Here is a 24,864-nt window from a genome sequence, read left to right on the forward strand (position 1 = left end):
CTCCCTCTTCAATTTGAAGATAAAGAGACGATGAGCTTTGAAGCTTACCGCGGTACCACTCTTTTTGATCCTATACCAAGAATCCAGCTTTGCGAAGCACAGCCATGCTGTGCAAACCTGTTAACGAAGGTTAATCGTAAAGTCCTCAGGAATTGATGTCCGTCCTTTAGCCAGTCCACTCCCGGGCGAGTTCAAAGGTTCATTGGTCTGCGTCTCACCTACCCGCAGCTCTCTTTGCCAATGCCGATCTTTTACTGCTCCCGTTCATTGTGTTTTCTTCTGCCTGAAATATATTCATATAATATACGTGCCGATCTTCACTTTGTCAACATCAAATCCGATGCCAAAAAATAAAAATTAAAATTTTTCTCTTTTTTCAAGGAAGATCGCCTTTTCTATTGGAAAATGCAAGGGCAGATATGCACAACTTTCATAATGATAGAGCATGAACCAAAAAAGGAAAATGTAAAAATCGGCAGATATCCCCCGAAAAAAATAGTTAAATTGAAATATTATTCAAACTTTACAAAATATTTTAACGATGATAGAGTGTGAACCGAATCATAACATCAGCTAAAGGAGGAAGAGAACATGAAAAAACTCTTGTTTATGGTGATCTTGTCCGTATTGACGCTCGTCTTTGGTTCATCGTCCGTAAGCTTTGCGAAGGACATTCCTGAAGACAGGTATACAACACCTACAGATGCTGAATTTAGCCAGATTAAAGAGATTTTAAACGAGGCTGATGTCGAAACCGGCAATTTGCAGAAGGATTACGGTGTGATCGTCAATGATCCTGCTGAAAAGGTCGGCGTCATATCGGACATTCCTGCCGAAAAAGATGACTGGAGCCATGTCAGCTTCCATTCTTACTATGTCGACCTCAACAGCGGCACACTCATTGCTGATGTTCAATTTGAATTCACGCAAAACGATGACGGTACATCAGAAACCGAGTACAAAAACGTAACAAACGGAGGCAGGTACTTCGTCAAAATGGATCAAGACGGAAATGTCATTGATGAAGCAACAACCGGCGACATGTCGATTTTGTGGAAATACTAGAAACCGAGCCGCCCCTTATGGAAAACGCCTTTATTCAAAGGCGTTTTTTTTGGTCGTATATTTAATGGATCTATCCGGTGGCGCCATACGGGTCAGCAAGATTAAAGACATGAGGCCCGAACAATGCCGAACTCATGCCTGTCAAAATCTTTCTGGAATATTAGCCCACCATAGTGTCAAGACACAACGCGTTCCTCCGAGCTGTCGATAAAGATGTCTTCAAGCGACGGTTCATCGACGTGGATTCTGTAGATTCCCACCTTGCAGTTCGTTAATACTCTGACGATGGCAGGAATTTTTTCTTCTGAATTGACGATGATCGAAATCTCATGGTGCTTAAATTGAACGTTTTCACCAGCTGACTCAAGAAATCGGTCGATCAGGCCGAAATGCTGCTCGGGAATATTCGAATGGCGGATGTGAACGCTTATGTTCGACATGAAATGCCTTCTTAACTCATCGAGCGTGCCTTCCATTAAAATGCGGCCGTTTTTCATGATCGCGATTCGTGTACAGATTTTCTCGATTTCATGCAGGTTGTGTGACGTCATAAATACCGTCTTACCTTCTTTTTGCAAATCCATAATCAGCTTTTGAATGTGGAGTGCCGATTCGGCATCAACACCTGATGTCGGTTCATCCAAAAAGATGAGCTCGGGATCATGGATGATCGCTTGGGCGATGCCGAGCTTTTTTTTCATACCGAATGAATACGCGCCCGCTTTTTTTTCAGTATGCTCAGTGAACCCTACCCTCTCTAAGACTTCTTCGCAACGCTCAGTCGATACGGTCCGTCCGTTCAGCTTTGCAAAATACTTCAAATGCCCGACCGCTGTCATTGAATCATAGAGGGTCAAATAATCGGGTAAAACGCCGATGCGGTGCTTGACGCTTTCAATCGAAGCTTCATTTAACAGCAGAAAACTGCCGGCTGTCGGCTGGATAATGCCTGTGATCATATTCATAAACGTAGATTTCCCCGCACCGTTGCGGCCGAGGAATCCGTAAATCTCTCCTTTTTCAACTTGAAGGTCGACATGGTTGACGACGGTTTTGGCGCCGTAGCTTTTCATCAGCCCTTTTGCCTCGATCACCACATTCATTATAAATCTCTCCTTTTAAACAAAACGATCGCACCGCAAAGAACGATGGCGGCGTAGACAAAGTTGATGAAAATAAAAGAACCGCCCAGTACGGAGTAATAGTACGGCGTTATATATTTAAACCAGGTGATCATGCCGTTCTCTGAATAAACAGCCCATAAACTGACCGCTGGAAAAACGAGAGCAAACACGATTCCGAAAAACATTGACACGGCGGGCCTTGAAATCACGATCGAAAATAAAAGGTTCAAAGAGATCGCAGCTGTAAGAAAAGCCATGCTGTCTGCATAACTCAGCCATAAAAACTCTTTTGAGGCGATCATCACCAAGGCATAAGAAACGAGCATGCAGAAAAACCAAAACAGCCAGACGCCAAGAAACTTTCCCAGAATGATCTTGATCCGCGACGTTTTCGTCACGAGAAATCTGACCGTCCGGGTATGGACTTCGCGGTTGATCATGTCATGGGAAAGCCCCGCGATAAACAGGAAACCGAGAGCAAACACGATAACGGCCGTTCCGATCGCGCCTGCATCGCTTCCTAAATCCAATTCCCGCACGACATCCGCAGGCGCCTGTTCAATCAATCCCGCAGTCTTATAGCTCACCCAAAACATAATAATAATGACAATAATCGACTTGATGCTTTTAAAAAGACTGATAAATTCGTTCAGACACACTGCCCGCATATGAGTCACTCCTTCACTATTCTCCATTATAGTGAGTGAACATTATCGGGAAATAATCTTATCCTTAACATTACCTTAAATTTTAATAGACTCTTTCTATCAGGGGTGCTTCTGTGGATTATAAATGAGATAAAAAATCTCGCAAGCGGCTTGGACCTGCGGCAGAAATGTGTATGCAGAGCCGGCGATCCGATAAAAATACCATTTTAATATACTATTTATAATCGGCAAAAAAAGCAGAACGATGCGTTCAATCTGTATGCGCCGGAATTGTCATATCGCATAATAAAAAAGATTAGCTCAGTATGAAGCTAATCTTTTTGCTATCGATAATTACCGGTCCTCCACGACTATATATGCCGCCTTTACGGGGCCGTGGACGCCGACTACAAGGTCCATTTCGATATCGGCTGAATTGCTCGGTCCAGTGACATAGTTGATGCAGGACGGGATGACTTCGCCGTCTGCAATCTTTTGTTTGATGATTGCGCTTGCTTGTGTCATCCGCGGGACGATGGTGCTTTTCGGGACGATCGCGATATATGTCGTCGGCAGCAAGCTGACGGAACGTCCTTTGTCTTTTGAGCTGAAGAGGACGACCGTTCCGGATTCAGCAAGCGTGATCTCGCTGAATGTCACGCCGATGTTAGCCTGTTCGGCTCGCTGGATGTTCTCATCTCCGGCCGCTGCATCCCATTCCCACACTTTCGTCCCTTCATTCGGCCACTTGTCCGTTAACAGGCCTGACAGTCCGTACTCTTTAAAACGGTCATCTTTCGGGATCATGACAGGCCCGCCTCCAAATCGCGCTGCTTGTTCATACAAGGCATCATGCAAGCCGATGACATCTGTTTCAATCAGCTCCGTGTGAATTTTCCGGCAGTGGTCCTTTAAGACGCCGACAAGCTCATCCTGTGTATAGCCTTGATATACCCTGTGCTGCGGCTGGTGGATATAATCGGGAACGGTGACGCCTGCAGAACGCCTGTTGCGGCCGAGCCTTTCAGCAATCCGGTTTAAAAAGCCGTCTTTGTTGTGGATTGTTCCGTTTGTCATTTGTCTTCCCCCTTCTCTTTCCGTCTGTCCTCAAACCAGTCGCGGAACCTTGACTTGTTCGGCGCGGGGAAGTCGCGTATCTGGGTCCACTGTTTTAACGGACCCGGTCCCTTCGTAATCTTGCCGTCTTCTTTAAACGGCTTCATGGCTGCCGGCGCCCATTTGGAGCCCATTTTGTAAAGGGATGGCGCAGAAGTTCCCAAGCCGAACGCTTTCATCGCCAGCTTTTCGGATATCGGCGCGCGCCCTTCTTTTTCAACGATGCGCTGCCTGTGCTTTAGAAGCAGCTCATGAAGCGGGATTTTCACCGGACATGCTTCAGAGCAAGCCGCACATAACGAAGATGCGTACGGCAGTTCTTTATAATCGTCATATCCGCCGAGCAGCGGCGACAATACAGCCCCGATCGGACCTGAATAGATCGAACCGTAAGAATGCCCGCCGACATGACGGTAAACGGGGCAGACATTGATGCAGGCCGCACAGCGGATGCATTGAAGGACGGACTGAAACTCCGTTCCGAGAATGTTGGAACGCCCGTTGTCAACGATGACGAGGTGAAACTCCTCCGGGCCGTCCGCTTCACCGGGCAGCCTCGGCCCTGTCAGCGCCGTGATATAGCTCGTCAGCCGCTGTCCGACCGCGCTTCTTGTGAGCATGCCGACGAGAACTTCAAACTCGTCGAATGATGGGACGATCCGCTCCATCCCCATCACGGTAATCTGCGTCTTCGGAATAGTCGTGACGAGACGTCCGTTTCCCTCGTTTGTGACAAGGCTGACAGATCCCGTATCGGCAATTGCAAAATTGCAGCCCGTAATGCCGATATCAGCTTCGAGAAATTTCTTTCTAAGCACGGCGCGCGCGTGCATGACAAGCTCTTCCGGCTTTTCGGTGTTGCGGTAGCCGATCCGCTCTTTGAAGACGTCGCGGATTTGCTCTTTGTTTTTATGCAAAGCAGGTGCGACGATATGTGACGGCGGATCATGATCATCGATTTGGAGGATGTATTCGCCCAAATCGGTTTCGACCACTTCGCAGCCGTCGCTTTCAAGTGCCTCGTTCATGTTGATTTCTTCGGTCACCATTGATTTTGATTTGACGATTTTTTTGCCGTTTTTCTTTTTCACGACATCGCGGATGTAGCCTGTCGCTTCTTCAGCCGTCTGCGCAAAGAAAACGTGCCCGCCTTTTTTGGCGACATTTTCGGCAAGCTGTTCTAGATAGTAATCCAGATTTTCCAGCACGTGCTGCCTGATTTCTTCGGCCAGAGACCGCCATTCTTCCCAGTTCCCGAGCTCTTTTGCCGCCTCAAGACGGCGCGCTCTCAAGCGCTCCTGCGCGCTTGAAACGGCCCCCCTCATAAACTCGTTGTCGAGCCCGTCTGACACGCGCTCTTTAAATTTCTGCGTTCCGATCTTCATTGCCATAACGAATGTCCCCCTCTATCTGTGAAATGACCGGATTGTCTGTTTATCTGCTGTTCAGCACTTCTGCGATATGCATGACTTCAATCGGCTTGTTCTTTCTCCCGATCCGCCCGCCGATATTCATCAAGCAGCCGCAGTCCGCCCCGATTAACACGTCGGCGGCTGTTTCTTCGACACACGCCACTTTCTCATCGACCATCTGTTCGGATATTTGCGACATCTTCACCGAGAAAGTGCCCCCGAATCCGCAGCAGTCGTGTTTGCGCGGCAGCGGCGTGAACTCCAGTCCCTTCACATGCCGAAGCAGCTTCATCGGCGCGTCCGTGACTCCCAAAAGCCTTGTCATATGGCATGACGTATGATAAGTCGCCTTTTTCTCGAGTGTCGCCCCGACGTCCTCAATCTTCAATACGTTGACGATAAAATCGGTCAGCTCATACGTTTTGTCAGCCAGCCGCTGCGCTTTTTCCGCCCAGGCCGGTTCATCCCGGAAAAGGTGCGGGTACTCTTTGAACATAAAAGCGCACGATCCTGAAGGGCTGACGACGTATTCAGCTGATTCAAACGTCTCAATCATCCGTCTCATCGCTTTTTTGGAATCTTTGACATAGCCGCTGTTGTACGCAGGCTGGCCGCAGCAGATCTGCCCTTCGGGAAAATCCACTTCACATCCGAGCCGCTCCAGCAGTTCAACAGTCGCTTTTCCGACATTTGACTGAAACATGTCAACCAAACACGTGATAAACAGTGATACTTTCATCTTGATCCCCTCTCCAACCCGATTAATCAGGTCATCTGATGACTTGGTTAGAAAACCCTCTTTCTCCATCTTACACCTTGGCAAAATTTTTTGAAAGGGGTTTCTTTTTCGTTTTCACTCAGGCCGTGCAGCTGACTGCTGCTTAAATAGCCGGCTCGTCGGCTTGTTTCGTTTCTTCAAAATATGAGGCCAGCACATTTTCCACATTTGTCAGATGATTGTGCATCGCTTGCTCCGCTTTTTGGCCGTCTTTTTCCTTCACAGCCTGATAGATGGCTTCGTGTTCCTCATAAAGGCGCTTAACAGTTGTATTCTTCGAGAACAGCCAAATTTTGCGCGTCTCCCTCATCGTCTCAATTAAGAGAGATGACACATGATTCATCAAGCCTTTCAGCAGATCGTTCTGCGAAGCGCCGGCAAGCGCAAGGTGAAACGCGAGGTCGGCTTTTTCGCCAAGTTCGCCGTTCCCGTCCGCCAGCTTCATATCCTCAAGTGCTTCCTGCATGCGTCCGAGATCATCCTCCGTGCGTTTTTGAGCCGCACTGGAAACTGCCCCGATTTCAAGTATTTTACGGACTTCGAGCAGTTCAGCGACATCTTTCTTTTTCATCAAAAGTGCAGCCGAAAGGGGGATGGAAATTTGCTCAGGCTCAAACCTTTTCACATACGTCCCTTCCCCCTGCTTCATTTCGACCATCCCCATCGCTTTTAACGCGGACAGCGCTTCCCTTACGGCCGAACGGCTGACCTGAAAGCTGTCGGCGAGCGCTTGGACGGAGTCAAGCTTGTCGCCGGGCTCAAGCTCTCCGCTTTTAATCGATTCAAGAAGCGCTTCCGCGACTTCTTCATATATTTTTTTCGTCTTGATTTGTTTGTATTTCAACTTTTTTCACCTCGTAACCAGACTGGGCATGATGCGCTATTTTTTATTATACCGTTCTTTCCGTCTGGAACATATAGACTTCGGCTCCATGCAAAAAAAGATTGTAATTTATGACATTGAGAAATATAATGCTAAATGATCAGTCTTATCATCATGTCATCAGATGACTAGATGAGGCTTTTTTGACGAACAAAGGGGGAATTGGAGATGGGATGGACGCAAGATTATACTCCGCTGGGGAACAGTTTGCTGCTCTCTTCGCTTGCAGCGCTTATACCGATTTTGTATTTTTTCTGGGCTCTGGCAATCAAAAGAATGAAAGGGCATACAGCAGGCTTGACGACTTTGCTGATCGCACTCGTGCTGGCCGTTTTCGTATACGGCATGCCCGCTCAGCAGGCTGTGATGTCGGCTTCGCAAGGCGCGGTTTACGGGCTGCTGCCGATCGGCTGGATTATCGTGACTTCAGTTTTTTTGTACAAGCTTACGGTGAAAACCGGCCAATTTGAAATCATCAGGAGTTCGGTATTGTCGATCACAGATGACCGCCGTTTGCAAGCACTTTTGATAGCGTTTTCATTCGGGGCATTTTTGGAAGGTGCGGCAGGCTTCGGCGCCCCTGTCGCGATATCGGCTGCATTGCTTGTCGGCCTCGGCTTTAATCCGTTGTATGCGGCGGGCATATGCCTGATCGCCAACACGGCGCCTGTCGCTTTCGGAGCGATCGGCATCCCGATTATCGCGGTTGAAGGGCCGACTGGGATTCCTGCGATGGACATTTCAAAAATGGTCGGACGCCAGCTGCCGTTTTTATCTGTATTTATTCCGTTTTATTTGATCATCATCATGAGCGGTTTCAAAAGGGCTTTGGAAGTGCTGCCGGCCATTCTCGTGTCGGGCGTCTCTTTTGCCGTTACACAGTATGTAAGCTCAAACTTCCTGGGGCCTGAGCTCCCGGATATTTTGTCAGCTATCGTATCGCTTATCGCTCTCGCTGTATTCTTAAAATTTTGGAAACCGAAAACGACATTCAGATTCTCACAAGAAAAGGAAATGGCCGCTGCAGCGGAGGCGCAGCAGCTTGAACATCAAAAGGCCTCATACTCGGCGGGGCAGATTTTCAAGGCATGGACACCGTTTTTGCTGCTCACGGCAATGGTCTCCATCTGGGGAATTCCATCTGTCAAACAGGCCTTGACGGGCCATTATGAAGGTTCAAATCCATTGCTGCTGTTCATAAATGATATCGGCGGCAGGCTGACGTTTGCACCCGGCGTGCCTTTTTTGCACAATCAAATTCTCGATGGTTCCGGAAAACCGCTTGAGGCTCTTTACAAACTTGATCTCGCTGGATCGGCAGGTACGGCGATCCTGATTGCCGCCGTACTGACAAAGTTTGTCACAGGCATGCCTTGGAAAGAATGGGGCGCCGTATTTACAGATTCGCTGAAGGAACTCGGCAAGCCGATATTAACGATCGCTTCCGTCGTCGGTTTTGCCTATGTCACCAATTCTTCGGGCATGAGCACAACACTGGGCATGTCCCTTGCGATGACCGGTTCAATGTTCGCATTCTTTTCTCCCGTTCTCGGCTGGCTCGGTGTGTTTATAACCGGTTCAGATACGTCGGCCAATTTGCTGTTCGGAAGCCTGCAAAAAATGACGGCACAGTCAGTCGGAATGGAGCCGGTGCTGTCTGTGGCGGCCAACTCTTCAGGCGGCGTCACAGGAAAAATGATCTCTCCGCAGTCGATTGCGGTCGCCTGCGCAGCCGTCGGACTGGCAGGAAAGGAATCCGACTTGCTTCGCTTTACACTGAAACACAGTCTGTTTCTTCTTTTCCTCGTTTGCATGATCACTTTCCTGCAGCATCATCTGTTTTCGTGGATGATCCCGTAAAAAAGCCGCCGGCGCTCGTGCCGGACGGCTTCTTTATTGATATCTCTTTCTTACAGACGAAGGCAGTATATTGAGCTGATCACGGTATTTGGCGACGGTCCGCCTCGATATGACAACGCCGTGCTTTTCGTTTAAAAGGTCGGCCAGTTTCTGATCTGAAAGCGGTTTCATTTTATCTTCTTCATCGATCAGCCGGCGCAGATGCGCTTTGACTGTGTGACTTGACGCATGCCCGTCAGCGGCGTCCTTTACCTTCGCCGAAAAAAACCGTTTAAGCTCGCAAAGCTCAAAAGGCGTCTGCACGATTTTCCCTTTGACTGCGCGGCTTACCGTTGATTCGTGAACGCCGAGGGCATCAGCGATCTCTTTTAATGTGAGCGGCTTCAGTTCGTCTTTCCCTTTTAAAAAATAATCTTTTTGCCGCACCATGATTTCCGCCATCACCCTCCGCATCGTTTCCCGTCTTTGCCTGAGGGCATTGTCGAGCCATTTCCACTGCTTGAACTTATCAGAGATATAAGCGGTCGCCTCGTCTTTTGACTGACGCTCTAAAAACGGCTCGTAAAACGCGTTAAGCTGGATGTCGGGAAAAGAACGGCTGCTGAGCTCAAGCACCAATTTTCCATCCTCTGCTGAAATGATTAAATCAGGCTCGACATAGACTTCGCCATCATCTGTGCCATATATCAATCCGGGACGCGGCGACAGTTCTGCGACAAGGTCTTGAATGTCCTGAAGCTCTGAAAGCGAAAGCCCCGCTCTCTCTGACAGCTCTTTCCATCCCTTTTTGGCAAACAGGTCAAAGTATGAGGAAATGACTTTTTCCGCTTTTGCCGTCTCCTTGGGCAGACGCTTTAATTGGATCAGGATGCATTCCTGTAGCGACCGCGCCCCGATGCCTGCCGGATCAAGAGTCTGCAGCTTGCCCAAGACTTCTTCAGCTTCTTCTCTGGTGACAGCCAGCTCGGAAGCGATAAAGGCGATGTCTTCTGTCACATATCCGTTTGGATCAAGTGATTCGACCAAATAGCTGAAAACCCGCTTTTCGCGGCTTGACAGCTGGAGATCGAGCGCCTGCCGTTTCAAAGCGCTTTTAACATCTTCACGGGAATGGGCCGTCTCAGAGCGGCTTATTCCTTCATTTTGCAAATGACGATTCGTTTTATGGTAAAATGATCGGGGAATATCGGAGTCTTTTCGTTCGATCAGGGGGTTTTCCAATGAGAGTTCATCAATCCGGCTGTTCAGCTCGGCCGACGAATACTGAAGCATATGAATGGCTTGGGCAAGCCCTTGCGTCAAGTGAAGTTTTGCCGTTTGCTGCTGCTGTACATGCAAGTTCATCATATCTCCCCTCCCACTATTAGTTTACACGATCGGTTCCGAACCGTATAGACTTAAAAAAGGAGTGTTACCATTGACAGAGCTTTTCTCCGTGCCCTATTTCATAGAAAATTTTAAAACCCATATTGAAATGCATCCAAATGAGGATAAAATCCACGCGATGAACAGCTACTACCGTTCAGTCGTTTCAACGCTTGTGCAAGACCAGCTGACAAAAAACGCCGTCGTTTTAAAACGGATTCAGCATTTGGATGAAGCCTACAACAAAGTAAAGCGTGAAGAAGCATAGCAAAAAAACCGCCTGTCATACGTGAACAGGCGGTTTTTCTGCTTCTGTCTGATGGTTTTGAATCAGTTTCGTATTCGGGATGTCTTTCATCCATGTATTGTAGTAATTCGCGTTTTTTCCGTAGGAGTTGTCAATCACTACGTTTTCTTTTCCGAGCAGGCACGATAAGATGTGGCCGTGCAGCCTTGAAGTAACGACTGATTCATAGCGGCTGAAGAAACGGATTGATTTGTCGACGAGGCTGTCCGAAAAGCGTTTCCAATAAGAAGCGATCGGCAGCGGATTGCCCGCTTTTTTGTTGAGGACATTGATCGTCTGCAGGCGTTTGATTCCGCGTTTGTCGCCTTCTGATAAGATGACGTTCCAATCGTACGTGTCCGGCTCCCCTGCTTTCTGCAGGCTGCTGTTGGCTTCTTTGTCGGTCCTGATCAACCGCAGAACGGACTCGGACGGCTTTTCGGCAGGTGCCGCGATCGGCCAGAGCTGGTGAGCCATATCGGGCATCATTTTGATGTTTTTCACCTCTTCGAAACGCTTGACGGCAAAATCGAATGATGCCTTTTCCCGCGTGAATAAGTGCAGATCCGGGTGAGCCGCCAAAATGCCGCGCGTTTTTATTATATTTTCTTCATGCTCATAATAAATCGACTGCGGCAGAATGACGATCCGGTTGTCCGGGTAATGTTCGACCACCCGTTCTCTGAACTGCTGGAAGTGAGGGTACAAGTCGCCGAAATTGCCGCCCCCCTGACAAACAATGATGGCGTCCTTTGGAATGCGGCGGCCCGGAATGAAATTCTCCGCATTCCATCTTTCGCGCACCTTGATGCCGTATGCTTCAAAAAAAGCTTCCGTTCCTTTCATGATCAATAGATCCCCGACGTTTCCGTATAGCGGGTAGTCCAAGTAAACGACTGATGAATGCCTTGGAATGACATCCAAAATTTCTGCCAGCTTATGCTTTAAGCTGTCCATGGAATATGTAATCGCCATGTTTAGCACCTCATTTATATTTAATCCGGTCGGCAACGATTTGAATTACCCGGTCCTGCTCTTTTCGCGTCATACTTGATCCTGACGGCAGGCAGAGCCCGCGCTGAAATAAGTCGCAGCAGACAGAGCCCTGGTCATCGTGCGGATAAAAGGCCGCGCCTTTAAAAAGGGGCTGTCTGTGCAAAGGCTTCCATAACGGGCGGGCCTCAATGTTTTCATTTGCGAGCTGTTCGATGATGTCCGCCGGTGTTGTTTGAATCTTTGCTGTGTCTAACGTTAATGTCGTGAGCCAGCGGTTTGACATGCCGGCCTCAGGCATGAATTCTATACCTTCGATACCGGAAAGCGCCTCCTTATAGCGCTCGAAAACCGCCCGTCTGGCATGTACCCGGTCATCCAGAACGGCGAGCTGTGCGATGCCGATTCCGGCCAGAACATTGCTCATCCGGTAATTGTAGCCCGCTTTTTCGTGCTGATAATGAATGGCTGGCTCGCGCGCCTGAGTGGCTAAAAAGCGCGCCTTCTTCAACGCGTCTTCATCATCGCTGACCAGCATTCCTCCGCCCGATGTGGTGATGATTTTGTTACCGTTGAACGAATAAATGCCGAAGCGTCCGAAGGTCCCGCTTTTTCTGCCTTTATAAACAGAACCGAGCGATTCGGCTGCATCTTCAATGACAGGCACGGCAAATCGATCGCAAATGGCCATAATCTCGTCCATTTTCGCGCTTTGGCCGTACAAGTTGACGACGATGACGGCTTTCGGGAGATTCCTGGCCCGCTCCGCTTCGTCAAGCGCCCGTTCAAGCGCCTCGGGCGACATGTTCCATGTATCCCGTTCAGAATCAATGAAAACCGGTTCAGCCTGCTCATATATGATCGGATTGGCGCTCGCTACAAACGTAAAAGAAGAGCAGAAGACCGTATCGCCTTTGCCGACGCCGAGCAATTTCAAGGCCAGGTGGATCGCAGCTGTTCCTGAGCTGACTGCCGCGGCTCCGGACGTCCCCGCATAGGCGGCAAGCTTTTCTTCAAATGTGTCGACAAGGGGACCGAGGGGCGCGATCCAGTTTGTCCGAAACGCTTCGGCTACATAGCGCTCCTCGTCTCCGCTCATGTGCGGCGGTGATAAATAAATTCGCTTATTCTGACTCATGTTTTTCACCCTTTTTACTGCTGTTATTTGATCATTCTTGCAGGGACTCCGACTGCGGTGCAATTATCAGGAATGTCGTGAATCACGGCTGCCCCCGCTCCCGTCACGCTCCAGCGTCCGACTGTCTTTCCGGGAATGACCGCCGTTCCCGCGCCGAGATGAGCGCCTTCCATAACTGTCACGCCGCCGGTTAACACCGTTCCGGGCGAAAGATGAACGTAATCGCCGATCCGATTGTCGTGTTCGACGATCGCACCTGTGTTGACAATCGCGTGGATGCCGACGTCTGCATCCGCTTGGATGACGCTCGATGCCATAACAACGGCGCCGTTTTGAATCCGGGCCGAACCGCTGACAACAGCAGAGGGATGAATCAAAACCGCATACCGGTCAAGCGGAAGACCAATGCGTTCATACAGCTGCTGTCTGATGCTGTTTTGGCCGACAGCCAGGACGAACTTCGCGTCCGGATGAAGCCGCGCAAGTTCTTCTGCGGCAGCTGAAGGCCCTCGATACAGACCGTTCTCAACATGAAGCTCCGCATACCGGTCATCAAGAATACCGGCAAGCTCCGTATCCGGCCGCTCTTTTACAAGTTCCCGAACGACTTTCCCATGGCCGCCGGCTCCGATGATCACCACGTTTTGCATCAGGCATTCCTTCTCCCTGTAAATTTTTCTGCTGTCACATGCCGGTCCTGGCTGACGCCTTCCGACTTCAAAACCTTTACGACAGTCAACAAAAGGATTTTGAGATCAAGCAAAAAAGAACGATGATCCACATACCAGACATCGAGTTCAAATTTTTCCTCCCATGTCACTTTATTTCTCCCGTTGATCTGCGCCCAGCCCGTGATGCCCGGCTTGACTTCGTGGCGTCTCCACTGCCGCTTCGTATAAAGGGGGATATACTCCATCAAAAGCGGGCGCGGCCCGACGAGGCTGAGGTCTCCTTTGATAACGTTGATCAGCTGCGGCAATTCGTCAAGGCTCGTTTTTCTGATCAGCCGCCCCGTCTTTGTCAGCCGCTTTTCATCGCTTAGCAGATTGCCTGCTGCATCTCTTTCATCAGTCATCGTTCTGAATTTATATAATGTAAAAGGCTCGCCATTCAGCCCCGGACGGGTTTGGCGAAATAAAACAGGCGAGCCGATTTTCCATCTGATGAGACAAGCCGTCAGAATCATGGCCGGACTGAGCGCGACCAGCAAAATAACTGACAATGCAAGATCGAAAAACCGTTTCGCTAGCACGAAAAACGCACCCCTTTCTTTTATTTAAAAAATCCCTTTTGAAACGGGAAGGATAGAGAACACCGGTATGCTTGCAGCTTCGTTGTGACAATGCGCCGTTCCGCTTTCGTCAACATGACGAAATAGGCAAACAGGCCGTAAGCCAACGTCGCAGCCAGTGCCGTGACAAACAAAGACAGCAGGCTGACGATCGAAAATAAGTATTGAAGAGCGTAACAGACAGCCAAAGTAAATGAAGCGCCGGCAACCGGCCCGTATATGCCTTTATAAAAGACCCTTTTTCTTTCACCCGTAATCTTTGATGCATAAATCGGAGTGAAGACGACGTTTTTCAGCGTTAAAGCTGCCGCACCGGCCAGCGCAATTCCGTAAAGGCCGAGTCCCGCCGGGCCGCTCAGCACGATGGCAAGCAGCAAATTGACAACGCCGAAGGCAACCGTGGTCAGCGCCGGTGTTCTCAGCTTGTTATAGGCGGTAAAGATGTAAAACAGCGGCGCCGGGCTTAATGAAACAACCAAATAGCCCGCATGTATCAGTAAGAGCCATTTCAAATGTTCGAATGAAGGGCCGAGCCAAAGCGACAGAAACGGGCCGGCAAGCCCCCCCAGAAGCGCCGCCGGCAAAGCGAGCAGGATGCCGTTAAACCTGACGGCCTGATTGGCATAACGGACGAGCCCTTCTTTGTCGCCTTTTGAATAATAGAGTGTAATCGTAGGTGAAAATACGGCCGCTAGCGTTCCCGAAAGCGTCCGCAACAACAGCGGAAACTGAATGATCGCCGCGTACATGCCGGATTCGGAAACCCCCAGCATCACATTCGCCACCATTAAATCGATTTGCAGAAACAGCAGGATGCCGACTTGGCTGACGGAGCTCCATCCTCCCGCCTGAAGCAGTTTTTTGCACTTTGCAAACGACATATCCCTCACCCGGAACGTAAACCATGGAATCAATCTCTTAAAGAAAAAGATCGACAGGATGCACGCCGAAGCGGTTGCGATGAGAGCGGCGAGCTGAATGTGCCAGATCTTCGGTGCAAACCACGCGAAAATCAACAATACGCTCAGAACGCGAATCAGCATTTGGATGGCTTGGATCGTGCTCGTAATATAGATTTTATTGGCGAAAAACGGACCGGCGGCAAACCCCGACATCACAAAGGTCAATAAAAACAGCAGGCTGCCGATCAAAAGCGCGACCTGCACATCCCCCAAAAGACCGGCGGGAACGCGAATGATCTGATCGATAAAAAACACCGTGCCGCCGAGCGGAAAAAACAAGATGACTGAAAGCACCAGTGATGAAACGATATAGGTATTCATATAGCCTCTCGCTTCATCAAGCGCTCCCCTGTGGGCGGAAACAGAAAAAAACCGGACAACGACCGCGCTCAGGGCGACCGTAATTATCGAAAAGTAATTGATCATATTCTGTGTAAGATGGACAAATCCAAACGCCTCAACACCGAGGGTCTTGATGACGTAAGGCGTCAGCCACATCGAAAACAGCACCGATAATAAAAAAGACGCCATATTGGCGCCGAGATTCAAAACAAATGTCTTATTCAAAAGGCTCATCCCTTACTGGGCAGATTTCGTTTAAAAAACAATTCGAGCAGAATCGGAATATTCAGCTTGCATAGCAATAAAACGAGCCGCTGGCCGATTAACAGGTTGCGGTTGCGGAGAGACGTGGCTTTGACGCACGACTGCACCATCCGGTAAGACAAAATGTCTTTAATGTGCCGCCTCACCTGCTTTGAAGGCTTCGGTTCCGCACAGGCATTGGCTAAAAGCATCGGAATTTGATGTTTGCATGTGTACGTTTCCAAATCGTCCGCACATTCATCCAAAAGCTGAAACGTCTCATAGAATCTCCTTTTCGCCCGGTACTGCCTTTTCAGGCTTTCATCCATGTACGGTTTAAACGGCGCCTCTGTCAGGCTGTCCGGGTTGCACCTGTACATGTAGTAGCCTTCATCGATCGCTCTCACTCGTTTCGCTGCATAAAAGGCGTACAAATTAAACGGCGAATCCTCTGCAAAACGAATGTCTTCAAAAAAGTACAGCTGGTTTTTCTTCAGCAGGTCGCGCCTGTACAAATTCCGCCACACATACCAGATGAAGCGGGTTTCGTGCGCCTTTTTGAGCTCGCGTTTAATATCCCAGCTCAACAAGAGGCGATCGGTCGGCAGCGGCGGCGGGAAGTAGGCGTCTTCCGTATCGGAATGTTTATGATACCCGCACATGACGATATCGAGGTCGTCTTTTTTGGCAGCGGCGTACATGTTTTCAAACATGGCAGGCAATACAAAATCATCACCGTCGACAAACCCGACATAATCTCCTGTCGCGGCTTGAAGACCGGCATTTCTCGCCGAGCTCAGCCCGCCGTTTTTTTTATGAATCACTTTCACTCTGGCATCCAGGCTGCAGTACGTTCTGGCTATCTCCCCGGATCTGTCGGGAGAGCCGTCATCAACAAGGATGATTTCAATATTTTTCAGCGTCTGCCTGCGCAGCGAATCGACGCATTCTTCTATATAATCTTCGACATTGTACATCGGAACAATGATACTGATAAATGGCTTCATTGGACATCACCCATAATTTTCCGTCTTAAATCTGCGAAATAATGATCCCTTGCCGGGGTCTCACGATGCGAGTCACCGGTCTTGACCAGCTCTTCGATTGCGCCGAGAACCTCTGCCGCATCGGGATTTTCCACAAGCTTCATCGAAGGAACGTCTTTCAGCCAGCGAAAGCCTTCAAGCACCTTATGATCAAAAGAGCGGATCACGACGCACGGCGTTCCTGTTATCGCACAAAAAATCATGCCGTGCAGCCTGTCTGTCACGACGACCTCCGCGCCTCTCAGCTGATCCCAAAGCCGGTTCAGCTCCTTCTCGCGGGACACGCGGCTGACCCTCCTGCCGATCGTCGTTGTAAAAGTTTTTGCACCGCCATACTCGTCGCCGACAGCCTTCAGCAGCTTTTTACGCTCTTCCGGCCTGAGAAAGCTTTCTTTATCCTCCCTTAAACAAACCAACACACCTTCTCTTTCAGACTGCTGTTCTTTCTTTAAATAAAGCACCATATCAGGCTGCTTTACAATCGTTTGGTTTGAGAAGTGCTGTTTCATAAATTGATAGGTTGTATCATCGCGCGCCATCATGAACAGCCGGCGATGGGAGTTGTAGATTTTTTTCGCCCTTTTCAGCTCTTTTTTGCCGCGGAGCGTCTCGGAAAAGTGCGCAGTTGCCGGGAGCTGGACGATTTTATAATGCTTGAATGTTTTGATAATGAAGCGCCTCGTCCATTCCTCATTGCGGTACAAATCCCCCATGTTTCCTCCGCCGATGATGAATACCATATCCTCGGGGTGGCGGATGCGCATGAGCGCTTTTGCATGTTTGTAAATATCGTTAATGCCGATTTCAATTAACTCAAAATCGGGAAACTCGTTTTCTATGAATGTGCGGCTTGCCAGGGCAATCGCATGATCTCCCAAATTATCATGGGACGGAATTAAAGTCAGAATGATTTTTTTCTTGCCTTTATATTGTTCAAAGCGCCTTAAACCCGGCGTTCCCATCACATATTCAGAAGGATATTTCACCTTGAGCAAAAGCCATTCTGCAAGATTGATCTTCAGTTCCTGAAAGGTCATTTCCTCACCGCCTATTTCTTCATTCTGTGCTCGATCATTTTCTGGTAAATGGCCGCAAATCCATACACTGCCGGCATCAACCGCAAGCGAATCAGCATAAGCAAAAGCTTCTTCTTGGAATCGAATGCCGACATGTCCACTGCGGAGATTTTCCCCCTGAATTCCGGACAGGCGCATATGCTGCGGATATTTTTATATTTTTCTATTGAAGGGTTTTTGTTTCGGCTCTTGCATTCATTTAAAATACTGATGCAGCCGTGGTTGACGATAAAGACGTGCAGCGCCTCCTTTAAAGCCGGGAGCTCTCCGTGCTTTGTCAGGCAGTCCAGGTTTGCTTCATAAAGAGCGAGACCGTCTTCAAACAGCCCTGCCTGATACTTTTGGACGATGGACGCCAGGTGGACCCTGTAATGATAAAGCGGCTTAGTCACGAACGCCGCGGTATTCGCATATAGAAGGCATCTGAAGCTGAAATATTGATCTTCGATGTTTTCCAGCTCGTCGCGGAGCGGGAAAACGAGCTTATGCCGCTCAATCAGACTCCGCCTGTAGAGCTTGTTCCAGGAAAAGCCGCTTACTTTACCCTTTAACAAATCCTTCATAAATGCCTCTTTCGGCTTTCCTTCATAGTTCTTCCCGATGTCCGGGCAGACCGTTTTTTCGGTATCCTGAATTTCAACGGCATAATCACAGATGACAAGATCGGCATCCTCATCCTTCGCTTTTTCATACATAGACTGGCAATAGTCCGGCTCAATCCAGTCGTCGGAGTCGATGAATGCCAAGTACTCGCCTGACGCCGCTTCGATGCCTTTATTGCGGACAGCGCCGAGGCCCTGATTGTCCTGCTGAATCGTTTTAATGCGCCCGTCCTTTCGGGCGTAATGATCAATGATCTTCTGGCTTCCGTCTGTTGAACCGTCATTGACGATAATGATTTCAATATTTTTCAAGGTCTGGCTGATCAGCGACTGCAAACAATTCGGCAAAAAAGCTTCTGTATTATAAACAGCGACCAGTAGACTAACTGCTGGATTTTCCAATGTGATGACTCCTTTGACGAAATTTTTACAAGACCTAAAATGTCCGGTCTTTCCGCTATTCAACGTTCAAAAATCGTTCTGTACGGCAATACCGACGAGTCGAACGGCATGAGCATAAAGCTGTATAAGAAGTAACAGATCAAAATCAAAACATAAAGAAGCGCGTTTGATTTCGGTTCAAAAATCCGTACAAAATAAGGAACGAGAATCAGCTGATAGAGCCCGAAATAAATGTTGAACCTCGCAAAAATGACATCCTTTGTCGCCAAAATTCCGAACAGGAAACCGATCAGACAAAGGTTTACGATATAATCGACTTCGGGCCAGCGCTTTCTGAGCTGCTCCCTGAAGCAAAAGGCAAGTGCGAGCGGGAGAAGAAGAACGATGATTTTAATAACGTTCATGCCGTTTGTATTCTTCATCAGCCATTCTTCATAATGTCCGTATTGACTGTTTTCAAGCACGACTAGGAATACGGACAGAAATTTTTGATACAGAAAAGTCCCCGCCAAAAAGACGAGCATCAGGCACCAGAGGACAGGCGACCACGCTTTTCTTCTGACGATGAAATAAACCGGAATCATGATCAAAGCCGAAGAATGAAAAAGCGAACAGATCAGTACAACGATCATATAGCGCACCAGCTTCCCATCGATCAGATACCGCACCGCCCAAAACAGAATGGCCGCCGCCATGTATTGGCGAATGCCGTTAAACGAAGCATAATAGTGAAACATGCCGATAAACAGAAACATGCTCAATTCAAACGGCCTTCCATACACATAAAGCGTCTTGACAATATAGATATAGGTAATCGCGGCAACGACGGCAAACATGAGCGCCGGATCGGCTGAAATCTGATTTAAAATCCATAAGAGTGCGGTAAATCCCGGGTCCGTCGACGACTTGCCTGTTCCGAAACCGAATATCTCCCAAATGCTGTTGTATTTTCCGGCTAATTCGTAAAGCAGCATATATGTGTGGTAATCCGTTCCGACCTTGTATCTTAAGCCGGCAACGATAATCAAAGACGCGAGCGGAACGACGGTGAGGATCGCATTCGGACGGTAGCCCGTCGGCAGCCTGTGATCTTCCCTGCCGTACATTTTCGCAAACCATGACCAGACGAAAACAATCCCCATATTCAACATGTAGACAGCCATACACTCACTGTCCTTCTGCTGCGGAGATTGAATAGATGTCCATCAGTCTCGCCAAATTTGCTTTTGCATCATAGCCTCTCTCAGCAAGGCTTCTCTCTATTTCCGGCCATGCAGGCTTTTTCGGCTGAGCAGCACGGCTGATATCCTCAGCCCACCGTTCAAAACCGGCATTTAAGCTGAGACGTTGCAGCAGGCCGAGTCCCAAATCGGTTTCTTCCGTAATGTTGTCTGATACAATGCAGGGGAGCCCTGACGCTTGCGCTTCGACCAGTACGAGGGGTAGCCCTTCAAACAAAGACGGCATGACAAATACATCAAATGCCTGCATGAGAGCCGGGATATCTTCGACGACGCCGAGAAACAGAATGTCGTCTTTTACACCGAGAGCAGCGGCTTTTTCTTCCATCTGTCTGCGCAGCGGACCGTCACCTGCGAACACCGCTTGAAAAGGTATGCCCGATTTCTTGCAATAAGCGGCAAGCCCGAGCAGAAACGCGTGGTTTTTCTGTTCAAAAAAACGGCCGACATGCCCGATCACCAGTGCGTCTTCTTTGATACCGAAGCTCTTTTTCGCATTCGTTTTTGAAACGCCGTTCGCTTCTTTGAACCGGTCAAGTTCAATCCCGTTTTGCAAAAGATGGACCGCGTTTTCACCCATCTTCTTTGCGCCGAATAAAAAACGCCCGGCATCTTTGCCGCAAGCGCACAGAGCCGTAGCACTGGAGAAAATCAAGCGGCGGAATGCAAGAAGCTGCCATGTATCCCAAAACCGGGGGTTAGGCTTCCAGGCCGTGTTGTGGGAATGGCAGACCCTGACCGGAACGCCGGCGAGCCTGGCCGCCAATGCGGCAAAGCCCGTCTGAAAATCCGTATGAGCGTGTACGGCGGCATAAGGCCCTTTCTCAACCAAAATCCTTCTGATGTTTTTGATGTAGGCGACAGGACCCGACCGACCGATGCTCGGTACATAAAACACCCGGCCGCCGCGCGTGATGATCTCCGGGTCGTAATCGCACGTTTCTTCCCGGTGGGAAATAAAATCAAATTGAATATGCCGCCTGTCTGTGTGGCGGTATATATTCATAATCATCGTCTCCGCGCCGCCGCGGTTCATTCCGCTTACGATGTGAAGCACCCGTTTTGGTCTCACGCTTCCGTCATTCATGTTTTACGACCCCTCCGCCTTCATTCATCAATCTTCTTTTATGATATCTGTTCATGATAAAAGGAGGCATAAGCCCCCTGATGATGGGTTTCATTGTATAAATATAGTCCGATAGCGGCAGCTTCAGCCGTCTGCAGGCGGCAAAGACGATAAACGCATTATCAATCGAGTAGCTGAGCTTTCTCCTTTTAAACGCCGATTCGTCTTCCCTTACTTTGTATAAGGCTTCCTGAAGGTTGTAGCCCGTGAAGCCCGCCTCAAAAAAACGAAGCCACAAATCGACATCTTCCATCCTTCTTGTTCTCCGGCCGACCCGATAGCCGTCCAGCGCCTCGTAGACGTCGGCTCTCATCATGATCGTCGCATGGCAAAACGGCGTCCCTTTCGCCATGATTCTCGGTTCTGGAGAGGAAGGAAGCATTCTGACGCCTCTAATCCCGTTTTCGTCGAAGGCCATCATGCCGCTTCCGACGACATGATAATGAGATTGCGATTCCAAAAACGCGACCTGCTTTTCAAACCGCCTCGGCAAAGAGATGTCATCTCCGTCCTGGCGCGCGATATATTTCCCGCCGGCGTATTGGAGACAGTGGTTTAACGAGGCAGCCAGCCGCTGATTCTTCTCGTTTTTGATCAGCTTAATCTTATCTGCGTAATGATCGGCATACCGCCTGGCAACAGCATATGTCCCGTCTGTCGAAGCATCGTCGCATATAATCAGTTCCCAATTTTTATAGGTTTGATTTAAAATTGACTCGATGCTCTCTGCGATCGTGTTCTCACAATTGTAGACTCCCATAATGACAGAAACTTTCGGCTTTTGACCCCCTATCATCCTTTCAGCCTCCTTTCAACTGTTTCGTTATCCATAAAGGAAGAGTAAATGCCCGCCATTTCTTTGACGGTGCGCTGCTGGGAAAAAGCGGCGGCTGTTCGTCTCCCCGCGTCTCCCATCTTTTTTCGCAAAGAAGGCAGACGGTACAGCTGCAATATCCGGTCGCTGAACGTTCCGGCGTCTCCCTGCGGAACCAAAAATCCGTTCACGCCCTCTTGAATGACTTCCCGGTGTCCGCGGTTGTCCGCTGCAACGGCGGGCTTTCCTGACGCCATTCCTTCAAGGAGGTTCATGCCGAGCCCTTCCCTGATGCTTGAGGCGACAGACACGTCTGCAAGCTGAATCCATTCGTGGATGTTTTTTTGAAAACCGGCAAACATGACGAGCGAAGAAACGCCTTTTTGTTCAGCGTGATTTCGGTATTTTTGCTCCATCTGCCCTTTTCCTGCAAACACGACCTTTAAGTTCGGGGCTCTGTCTTTTAAAGCAGCCGCCGTTTCGATGAGCAAGGCCTGGTTTTTATTCGCGTTCAGCTCCGCGGGATATATGAGGATAAAGTCGTCTTCTTTGAAACCGTATGTTTTCCTGAGCAGCATTTTCTCTGTTTCACTGACAGGATGAAACCGCTCCGTATCGACGCCGATCCCGTGGATTTTTTCCGTGCGCAGCGCTTTTCGCAAGCCTTTTGCAAGGACGAAATCTTCTTCATTGATCGTAATCAGGCAATCGGTCAAAGCGGACAGCCCTTTTTCAATCGGATAATACAGCAGCCAATTTTTTAAAGGAGCACCTTGGCAAAAGTGGAAACCGTGAGCGGTATAGATCACTTTCGTCCCCTCTTTTCTCTGTTTCCGGGCCGCAAGCCTTGCCAGCACGCCTCCCATCGGCGTGTGGCAATGAATGATGCTGTACCGGTGTTCGTCAATGATTCGCGCCAGCTCCCGATAGGCAGCGATATTGCTTGCATTCAAAGGAGAACGCCTGATATCGATATCAAATTTTTTATCTGTATAGGGCAGTGTCATATCTCCTTTTGCGGCGATATGAACATTCCACCCCTGCTCTTTAAACCATTTTAAATACGGGAGGTGGAAGGCCTTGAAATGGTAATCCACAGTAGCGCAAAACAAAACCGTTCTTGTCATGTTCTTCCCCCTAGTGCGCTGTCACCAGCTTTTTCTCGTGCTGGCCGATCGCTTTGAACAAGCGTTCTCTCAGCTCGCGGTCTGACAAATACATAAATTCATCCATAAATGACTTCAGCACCGTCCATTCGACGTCGACCGCCTTGCCGATATGAATCTTCGGAAAAACCTGCTCTGCCAGCACTTCATTTTGATTCAGCAGCTCTTCGTACATTTTTTCTCCCGGCCGGATGCCTGTAAATTCGATTTTGATCTGTTCTGTCGTATAGCCGGAAAGCTGGATAAGATTTTTGGCGAGGTCGACGATTTTGACCGGTTCGCCCATATCGAGCACGAATATCTGTCTTCCTTTGGCAAGCGCCCCCGCTTGAATAACGAGCCTTGAAGCTTCCGGAATCGTCATGAAGTACCTCGTCATGTCCTGGTGTGTGACAGTGACCGGGCCGCCTTTAGCGATTTGTTTTTTGAAAATCGGAATGACGCTTCCCCTGCTGCCGAGAACATTTCCGAAGCGGACGGCGACAAATTTGGTTTTGCTCGTTTTGCCGAGATTCATGATCAGCATTTCCGCGAACCGCTTCGTTGCCCCCATGATATTGGCAGGGTTGACCGCTTTGTCTGACGATATCAGGACAAATGTCTCCACTTCGGTTTCGTCGGCGGCCTCAGCGACGTTTTTCGTGCCGAGGATATTGTTTTTGACAGCTTCTTTCGGGCATTTTTCCATCAGCGGTACATGCTTGTGGGCAGCTGCATGATAAATGACATTCGGTTTGTAGCGTTCCATCAGCAAAAACATTTTTTCTCTGTCCTGTATGTCCGCGATTTCGGGATAATAGGCGACATGCTTTCCGAATTTCTCCTTCAGTTCAAGCAGGATCGAATGGATGCTGTTTTCTCCGTGCCCGACTAAAATGATCGATTTCGGTTTAAATTTGCTGATTTGCCGGCAGATTTCCGAGCCGATTGAACCTCCGGCCCCAGTCACAAGTACGACGCGGTCCTTGACCGTATTGGAGATTTCGCTCGTATCGAGCTGGACAGGCTCCCTTCCAAGCAAATCTTCTGCTTTGACATCGCGAAGCTGGCCGACAGGATGTCTGCCAAGCAAAATTTCGTCTATTTTCGGCATGATTTGCGTTTTGACACCTGTTTGCGCACACGCCTTGTACATTTCCTGCATCTGAGTGACGCTCAAAGATGGAATGGCGATGATGATCCGGTCGATATTCCATTGCCGGACCGCCTGCATAATCTGCTCTTTCCCGCCTAAGACGGGCAGACCCATGATTTCAAGCCGGTATTTCGTTTTGTCATCGTCGATAAAGGCGACGGGCTTAATGTTCAATTCCGGCTTCTGCACAAGCTGTTTTGCAATCAAACTGCCGGCAGAGCCCGCTCCGATGATAAGCGCCCTTAGAGATCCTTTGCTTTCTTTGTTCACCTGTTCCCTGATGATGCGCCACATCATCCGCGATCCGCCGATCAAAATGAGCTGGAACAGCCAGCTTAAACATAAAAGACGAACCGGAACGTTTTGAAAGAAAAACAGCTCGAGGGCCGCCGTCACAAGATGGGACAATGTAATCGATTTAAGCAGCACATACAATTCACCGATGCTTGCATACTCCCATACTTTTTTATAAAGGTGGAAGCAATGGGCGAATAAATGCTGAGCGCCAAGCAGTATCAGTGAAGTCATCAGCAGCATTTCCGAAGGGTATAAATCATATGATGGCAAAATCAGCTGATATCCGATAAAGATGGACAGCAAAACCAAGTACGAATCGAGTGCGGTAATAATGGAAAGCCTTCTCCGATATGTCAATTTCCTACCTCCTAATGTATCTTTCTAGCTGATAGGATCTTTCAGGGCAAAATCCCATGAGCTAAAAAGATACGGGCGATTTTCAAATTTAAACCGA

General features: G+C 48.9%; 23 protein-coding genes and 1 other annotated feature. Of the genes, 3 read left to right on the top strand and 20 right to left on the bottom strand.

Translation table 11 applies throughout. From position 1 onward, the window contains the following. Positions 1 to 20 precede the first annotated feature (20 nt). Positions 21 to 277, bottom strand: a binding site (T-box leader). A gap of 314 nt (positions 278 to 591) precedes the next feature. After that, positions 592 to 1,065 (top strand): hypothetical protein, encoded by a 474-nt coding sequence (locus MKY62_RS18225; protein WP_003185474.1) that lies wholly within the window; start codon positions 592 to 594, stop codon positions 1,063 to 1,065. Positions 1,066 to 1,241: 176 nt separating this feature from the next. On the opposite strand, the gene MKY62_RS18230 is transcribed toward MKY62_RS18225, so the two are convergent. From MKY62_RS18230 to MKY62_RS18255, 6 genes are all read right to left on the bottom strand, one after another. Then, entirely contained in the window at positions 1,242 to 2,168 is a 927-nt protein-coding gene (locus tag MKY62_RS18230; protein WP_003185476.1) for an ABC transporter ATP-binding protein, read from the bottom strand. Further along, a complete protein-coding gene (locus MKY62_RS18235; protein WP_003185478.1) occupies positions 2,168 to 2,857 on the bottom strand; it encodes an ABC transporter permease subunit in 690 nt (229 codons plus the stop codon). The genes MKY62_RS18230 and MKY62_RS18235 overlap by 1 nt, the downstream gene beginning before the upstream one ends. A gap of 333 nt (positions 2,858 to 3,190) precedes the next feature. Then, positions 3,191 to 3,913, bottom strand: a complete 723-nt coding sequence (locus tag MKY62_RS18240; protein ID WP_016885729.1) for a lactate utilization protein C — start codon at positions 3,911 to 3,913, stop codon at positions 3,191 to 3,193. Beyond that, positions 3,910 to 5,343 (bottom strand): LutB/LldF family L-lactate oxidation iron-sulfur protein, encoded by a 1,434-nt coding sequence (locus MKY62_RS18245; protein WP_003185481.1) that lies wholly within the window; start codon positions 5,341 to 5,343, stop codon positions 3,910 to 3,912. Before MKY62_RS18245 ends, MKY62_RS18240 begins: the two co-directional genes overlap by 4 nt. 43 nt (positions 5,344 to 5,386) lie before the next feature. Continuing rightward, on the bottom strand, positions 5,387 to 6,103 hold the full coding sequence (locus MKY62_RS18250) for a (Fe-S)-binding protein (protein WP_011198333.1): 717 nt from the start codon (positions 6,101 to 6,103) through the stop codon (positions 5,387 to 5,389). 142 nt (positions 6,104 to 6,245) lie between these two features. Then, on the bottom strand, positions 6,246 to 6,986 hold the full coding sequence (locus tag MKY62_RS18255) for a FadR/GntR family transcriptional regulator (protein ID WP_003185485.1): 741 nt from the start codon (positions 6,984 to 6,986) through the stop codon (positions 6,246 to 6,248). Between the two features lie 207 nt (positions 6,987 to 7,193). On the opposite strand from MKY62_RS18255, the gene lutP reads away from it, so the two are divergent. After that, complete coding sequence (gene lutP, locus MKY62_RS18260; RefSeq protein WP_003185487.1) at positions 7,194 to 8,885, top strand: L-lactate permease LutP; 1,692 nt, start codon at positions 7,194 to 7,196, stop codon at positions 8,883 to 8,885. Positions 8,886 to 8,918: 33 nt separating this feature from the next. On the opposite strand, the gene rpoN is transcribed toward lutP, so the two are convergent. Continuing rightward, positions 8,919 to 10,232 carry an RNA polymerase factor sigma-54 gene (gene rpoN / locus MKY62_RS18265; protein WP_003185489.1) on the bottom strand — a complete coding sequence of 438 codons (1,314 nt, stop codon included), beginning with the start codon at positions 10,230 to 10,232 and terminating at the stop codon, positions 8,919 to 8,921. 70 nt (positions 10,233 to 10,302) lie between these two features. On the opposite strand from rpoN, the gene yvfG reads away from it, so the two are divergent. Next, positions 10,303 to 10,518: a protein YvfG gene (gene yvfG / locus MKY62_RS18270; RefSeq protein ID WP_003185491.1), complete on the top strand. Its 216-nt coding sequence runs from the start codon at positions 10,303 to 10,305 to the stop codon at positions 10,516 to 10,518. A gap of 15 nt (positions 10,519 to 10,533) precedes the next feature. Here the strand turns inward: yvfG and MKY62_RS18275 are convergent, their stop codons facing one another. From MKY62_RS18275 to MKY62_RS18335, 13 genes are read right to left on the bottom strand one after another with little or no spacing between them, the layout of a single operon-like run. Continuing rightward, the gene (locus MKY62_RS18275) at positions 10,534 to 11,511 is read right to left on the bottom strand and encodes a polysaccharide pyruvyl transferase family protein (RefSeq protein WP_003185493.1); all 978 of its coding nucleotides are present in this window, start codon (positions 11,509 to 11,511) and stop codon (positions 10,534 to 10,536) included. 10 nt (positions 11,512 to 11,521) lie between these two features. Further along, positions 11,522 to 12,667 (bottom strand): aminotransferase class I/II-fold pyridoxal phosphate-dependent enzyme, encoded by a 1,146-nt coding sequence (locus tag MKY62_RS18280; protein ID WP_003185495.1) that lies wholly within the window; start codon positions 12,665 to 12,667, stop codon positions 11,522 to 11,524. A gap of 23 nt (positions 12,668 to 12,690) precedes the next feature. Continuing rightward, entirely contained in the window at positions 12,691 to 13,317 is a 627-nt protein-coding gene (locus tag MKY62_RS18285; RefSeq protein ID WP_003185497.1) for an acetyltransferase, read from the bottom strand. After that, positions 13,317 to 13,919 (bottom strand): sugar transferase, encoded by a 603-nt coding sequence (locus MKY62_RS18290; protein WP_003185499.1) that lies wholly within the window; start codon positions 13,917 to 13,919, stop codon positions 13,317 to 13,319. Before MKY62_RS18290 ends, MKY62_RS18285 begins: the two co-directional genes overlap by 1 nt. Before the next feature lie 20 nt (positions 13,920 to 13,939). Continuing rightward, on the bottom strand, positions 13,940 to 15,451 hold the full coding sequence (locus MKY62_RS18295; RefSeq protein WP_223307124.1) for an MATE family efflux transporter: 1,512 nt from the start codon (positions 15,449 to 15,451) through the stop codon (positions 13,940 to 13,942). 41 nt (positions 15,452 to 15,492) lie between these two features. Further along, positions 15,493 to 16,512 carry a glycosyltransferase gene (locus MKY62_RS18300; protein ID WP_009329620.1) on the bottom strand — a complete coding sequence of 340 codons (1,020 nt, stop codon included), beginning with the start codon at positions 16,510 to 16,512 and terminating at the stop codon, positions 15,493 to 15,495. Continuing rightward, positions 16,509 to 17,588: a polysaccharide pyruvyl transferase family protein gene (locus tag MKY62_RS18305; protein ID WP_011198335.1), complete on the bottom strand. Its 1,080-nt coding sequence runs from the start codon at positions 17,586 to 17,588 to the stop codon at positions 16,509 to 16,511. The genes MKY62_RS18300 and MKY62_RS18305 overlap by 4 nt, the downstream gene beginning before the upstream one ends. An 11-nt stretch (positions 17,589 to 17,599) precedes the next feature. Beyond that, positions 17,600 to 18,631, bottom strand: a complete 1,032-nt coding sequence (locus tag MKY62_RS18310) for a glycosyltransferase (RefSeq protein ID WP_011198336.1) — start codon at positions 18,629 to 18,631, stop codon at positions 17,600 to 17,602. Positions 18,632 to 18,690: 59 nt separating this feature from the next. After that, positions 18,691 to 19,794 (bottom strand): EpsG family protein, encoded by a 1,104-nt coding sequence (locus MKY62_RS18315; protein WP_003185509.1) that lies wholly within the window; start codon positions 19,792 to 19,794, stop codon positions 18,691 to 18,693. A gap of 4 nt (positions 19,795 to 19,798) precedes the next feature. Then, positions 19,799 to 20,959: a glycosyltransferase family 1 protein gene (locus tag MKY62_RS18320; protein WP_003185511.1), complete on the bottom strand. Its 1,161-nt coding sequence runs from the start codon at positions 20,957 to 20,959 to the stop codon at positions 19,799 to 19,801. Next, positions 20,952 to 21,794 (bottom strand): glycosyltransferase family 2 protein, encoded by an 843-nt coding sequence (locus tag MKY62_RS18325; protein ID WP_003185513.1) that lies wholly within the window; start codon positions 21,792 to 21,794, stop codon positions 20,952 to 20,954. Before MKY62_RS18325 ends, MKY62_RS18320 begins: the two co-directional genes overlap by 8 nt. After that, entirely contained in the window at positions 21,791 to 22,939 is a 1,149-nt protein-coding gene (locus tag MKY62_RS18330; RefSeq protein ID WP_003185515.1) for a glycosyltransferase family 4 protein, read from the bottom strand. Before MKY62_RS18330 ends, MKY62_RS18325 begins: the two co-directional genes overlap by 4 nt. A 10-nt stretch (positions 22,940 to 22,949) precedes the next feature. Continuing rightward, positions 22,950 to 24,767, bottom strand: coding sequence for a nucleoside-diphosphate sugar epimerase/dehydratase (locus MKY62_RS18335; protein WP_003185518.1), 1,818 nt, complete (start codon positions 24,765 to 24,767; stop codon positions 22,950 to 22,952). Positions 24,768 to 24,864: the final 97 nt, after the last annotated feature.

The organism is Bacillus sp. FSL R7-0646, from assembly GCF_037969865.1.
GTDB lineage: Bacteria > Bacillota > Bacilli > Bacillales > Bacillaceae > Bacillus > Bacillus licheniformis.

Coding starts and splice junctions, on each gene's coding strand:
- MKY62_RS18320 (WP_003185511.1), bottom strand. CDS start 20,959: ATGAATGACGGAAGCGTGAGACCAAAACGGGTGCTTCACATCGTAAGC.
- MKY62_RS18330 (WP_003185515.1), bottom strand. CDS start 22,939: ATGACAAGAACGGTTTTGTTTTGCGCTACTGTGGATTACCATTTCAAG.
- MKY62_RS18300 (WP_009329620.1), bottom strand. CDS start 16,512: ATGAAGCCATTTATCAGTATCATTGTTCCGATGTACAATGTCGAAGAT.
- rpoN (WP_003185489.1), bottom strand. CDS start 10,232: ATGATGAACTTGCATGTACAGCAGCAGCAAACGGCAAAACTTCACTTG.
- MKY62_RS18280 (WP_003185495.1), bottom strand. CDS start 12,667: ATGAGTCAGAATAAGCGAATTTATTTATCACCGCCGCACATGAGCGGA.
- MKY62_RS18235 (WP_003185478.1), bottom strand. CDS start 2,857: ATGCGGGCAGTGTGTCTGAACGAATTTATCAGTCTTTTTAAAAGCATC.
- MKY62_RS18225 (WP_003185474.1), top strand. CDS start 592: ATGAAAAAACTCTTGTTTATGGTGATCTTGTCCGTATTGACGCTCGTC.
- MKY62_RS18315 (WP_003185509.1), bottom strand. CDS start 19,794: ATGGCTGTCTACATGTTGAATATGGGGATTGTTTTCGTCTGGTCATGG.
- MKY62_RS18295 (WP_223307124.1), bottom strand. CDS start 15,451: ATGGCGTCTTTTTTATTATCGGTGCTGTTTTCGATGTGGCTGACGCCT.
- MKY62_RS18325 (WP_003185513.1), bottom strand. CDS start 21,794: ATGATAGGGGGTCAAAAGCCGAAAGTTTCTGTCATTATGGGAGTCTAC.
- MKY62_RS18305 (WP_011198335.1), bottom strand. CDS start 17,588: ATGACCTTTCAGGAACTGAAGATCAATCTTGCAGAATGGCTTTTGCTC.
- MKY62_RS18240 (WP_016885729.1), bottom strand. CDS start 3,913: ATGACAAACGGAACAATCCACAACAAAGACGGCTTTTTAAACCGGATT.
- MKY62_RS18250 (WP_011198333.1), bottom strand. CDS start 6,103: ATGAAAGTATCACTGTTTATCACGTGTTTGGTTGACATGTTTCAGTCA.
- MKY62_RS18245 (WP_003185481.1), bottom strand. CDS start 5,343: ATGGCAATGAAGATCGGAACGCAGAAATTTAAAGAGCGCGTGTCAGAC.
- MKY62_RS18285 (WP_003185497.1), bottom strand. CDS start 13,317: ATGCAAAACGTGGTGATCATCGGAGCCGGCGGCCATGGGAAAGTCGTT.
- MKY62_RS18275 (WP_003185493.1), bottom strand. CDS start 11,511: ATGGCGATTACATATTCCATGGACAGCTTAAAGCATAAGCTGGCAGAA.
- lutP (WP_003185487.1), top strand. CDS start 7,194: ATGGGATGGACGCAAGATTATACTCCGCTGGGGAACAGTTTGCTGCTC.
- MKY62_RS18230 (WP_003185476.1), bottom strand. CDS start 2,168: ATGAATGTGGTGATCGAGGCAAAAGGGCTGATGAAAAGCTACGGCGCC.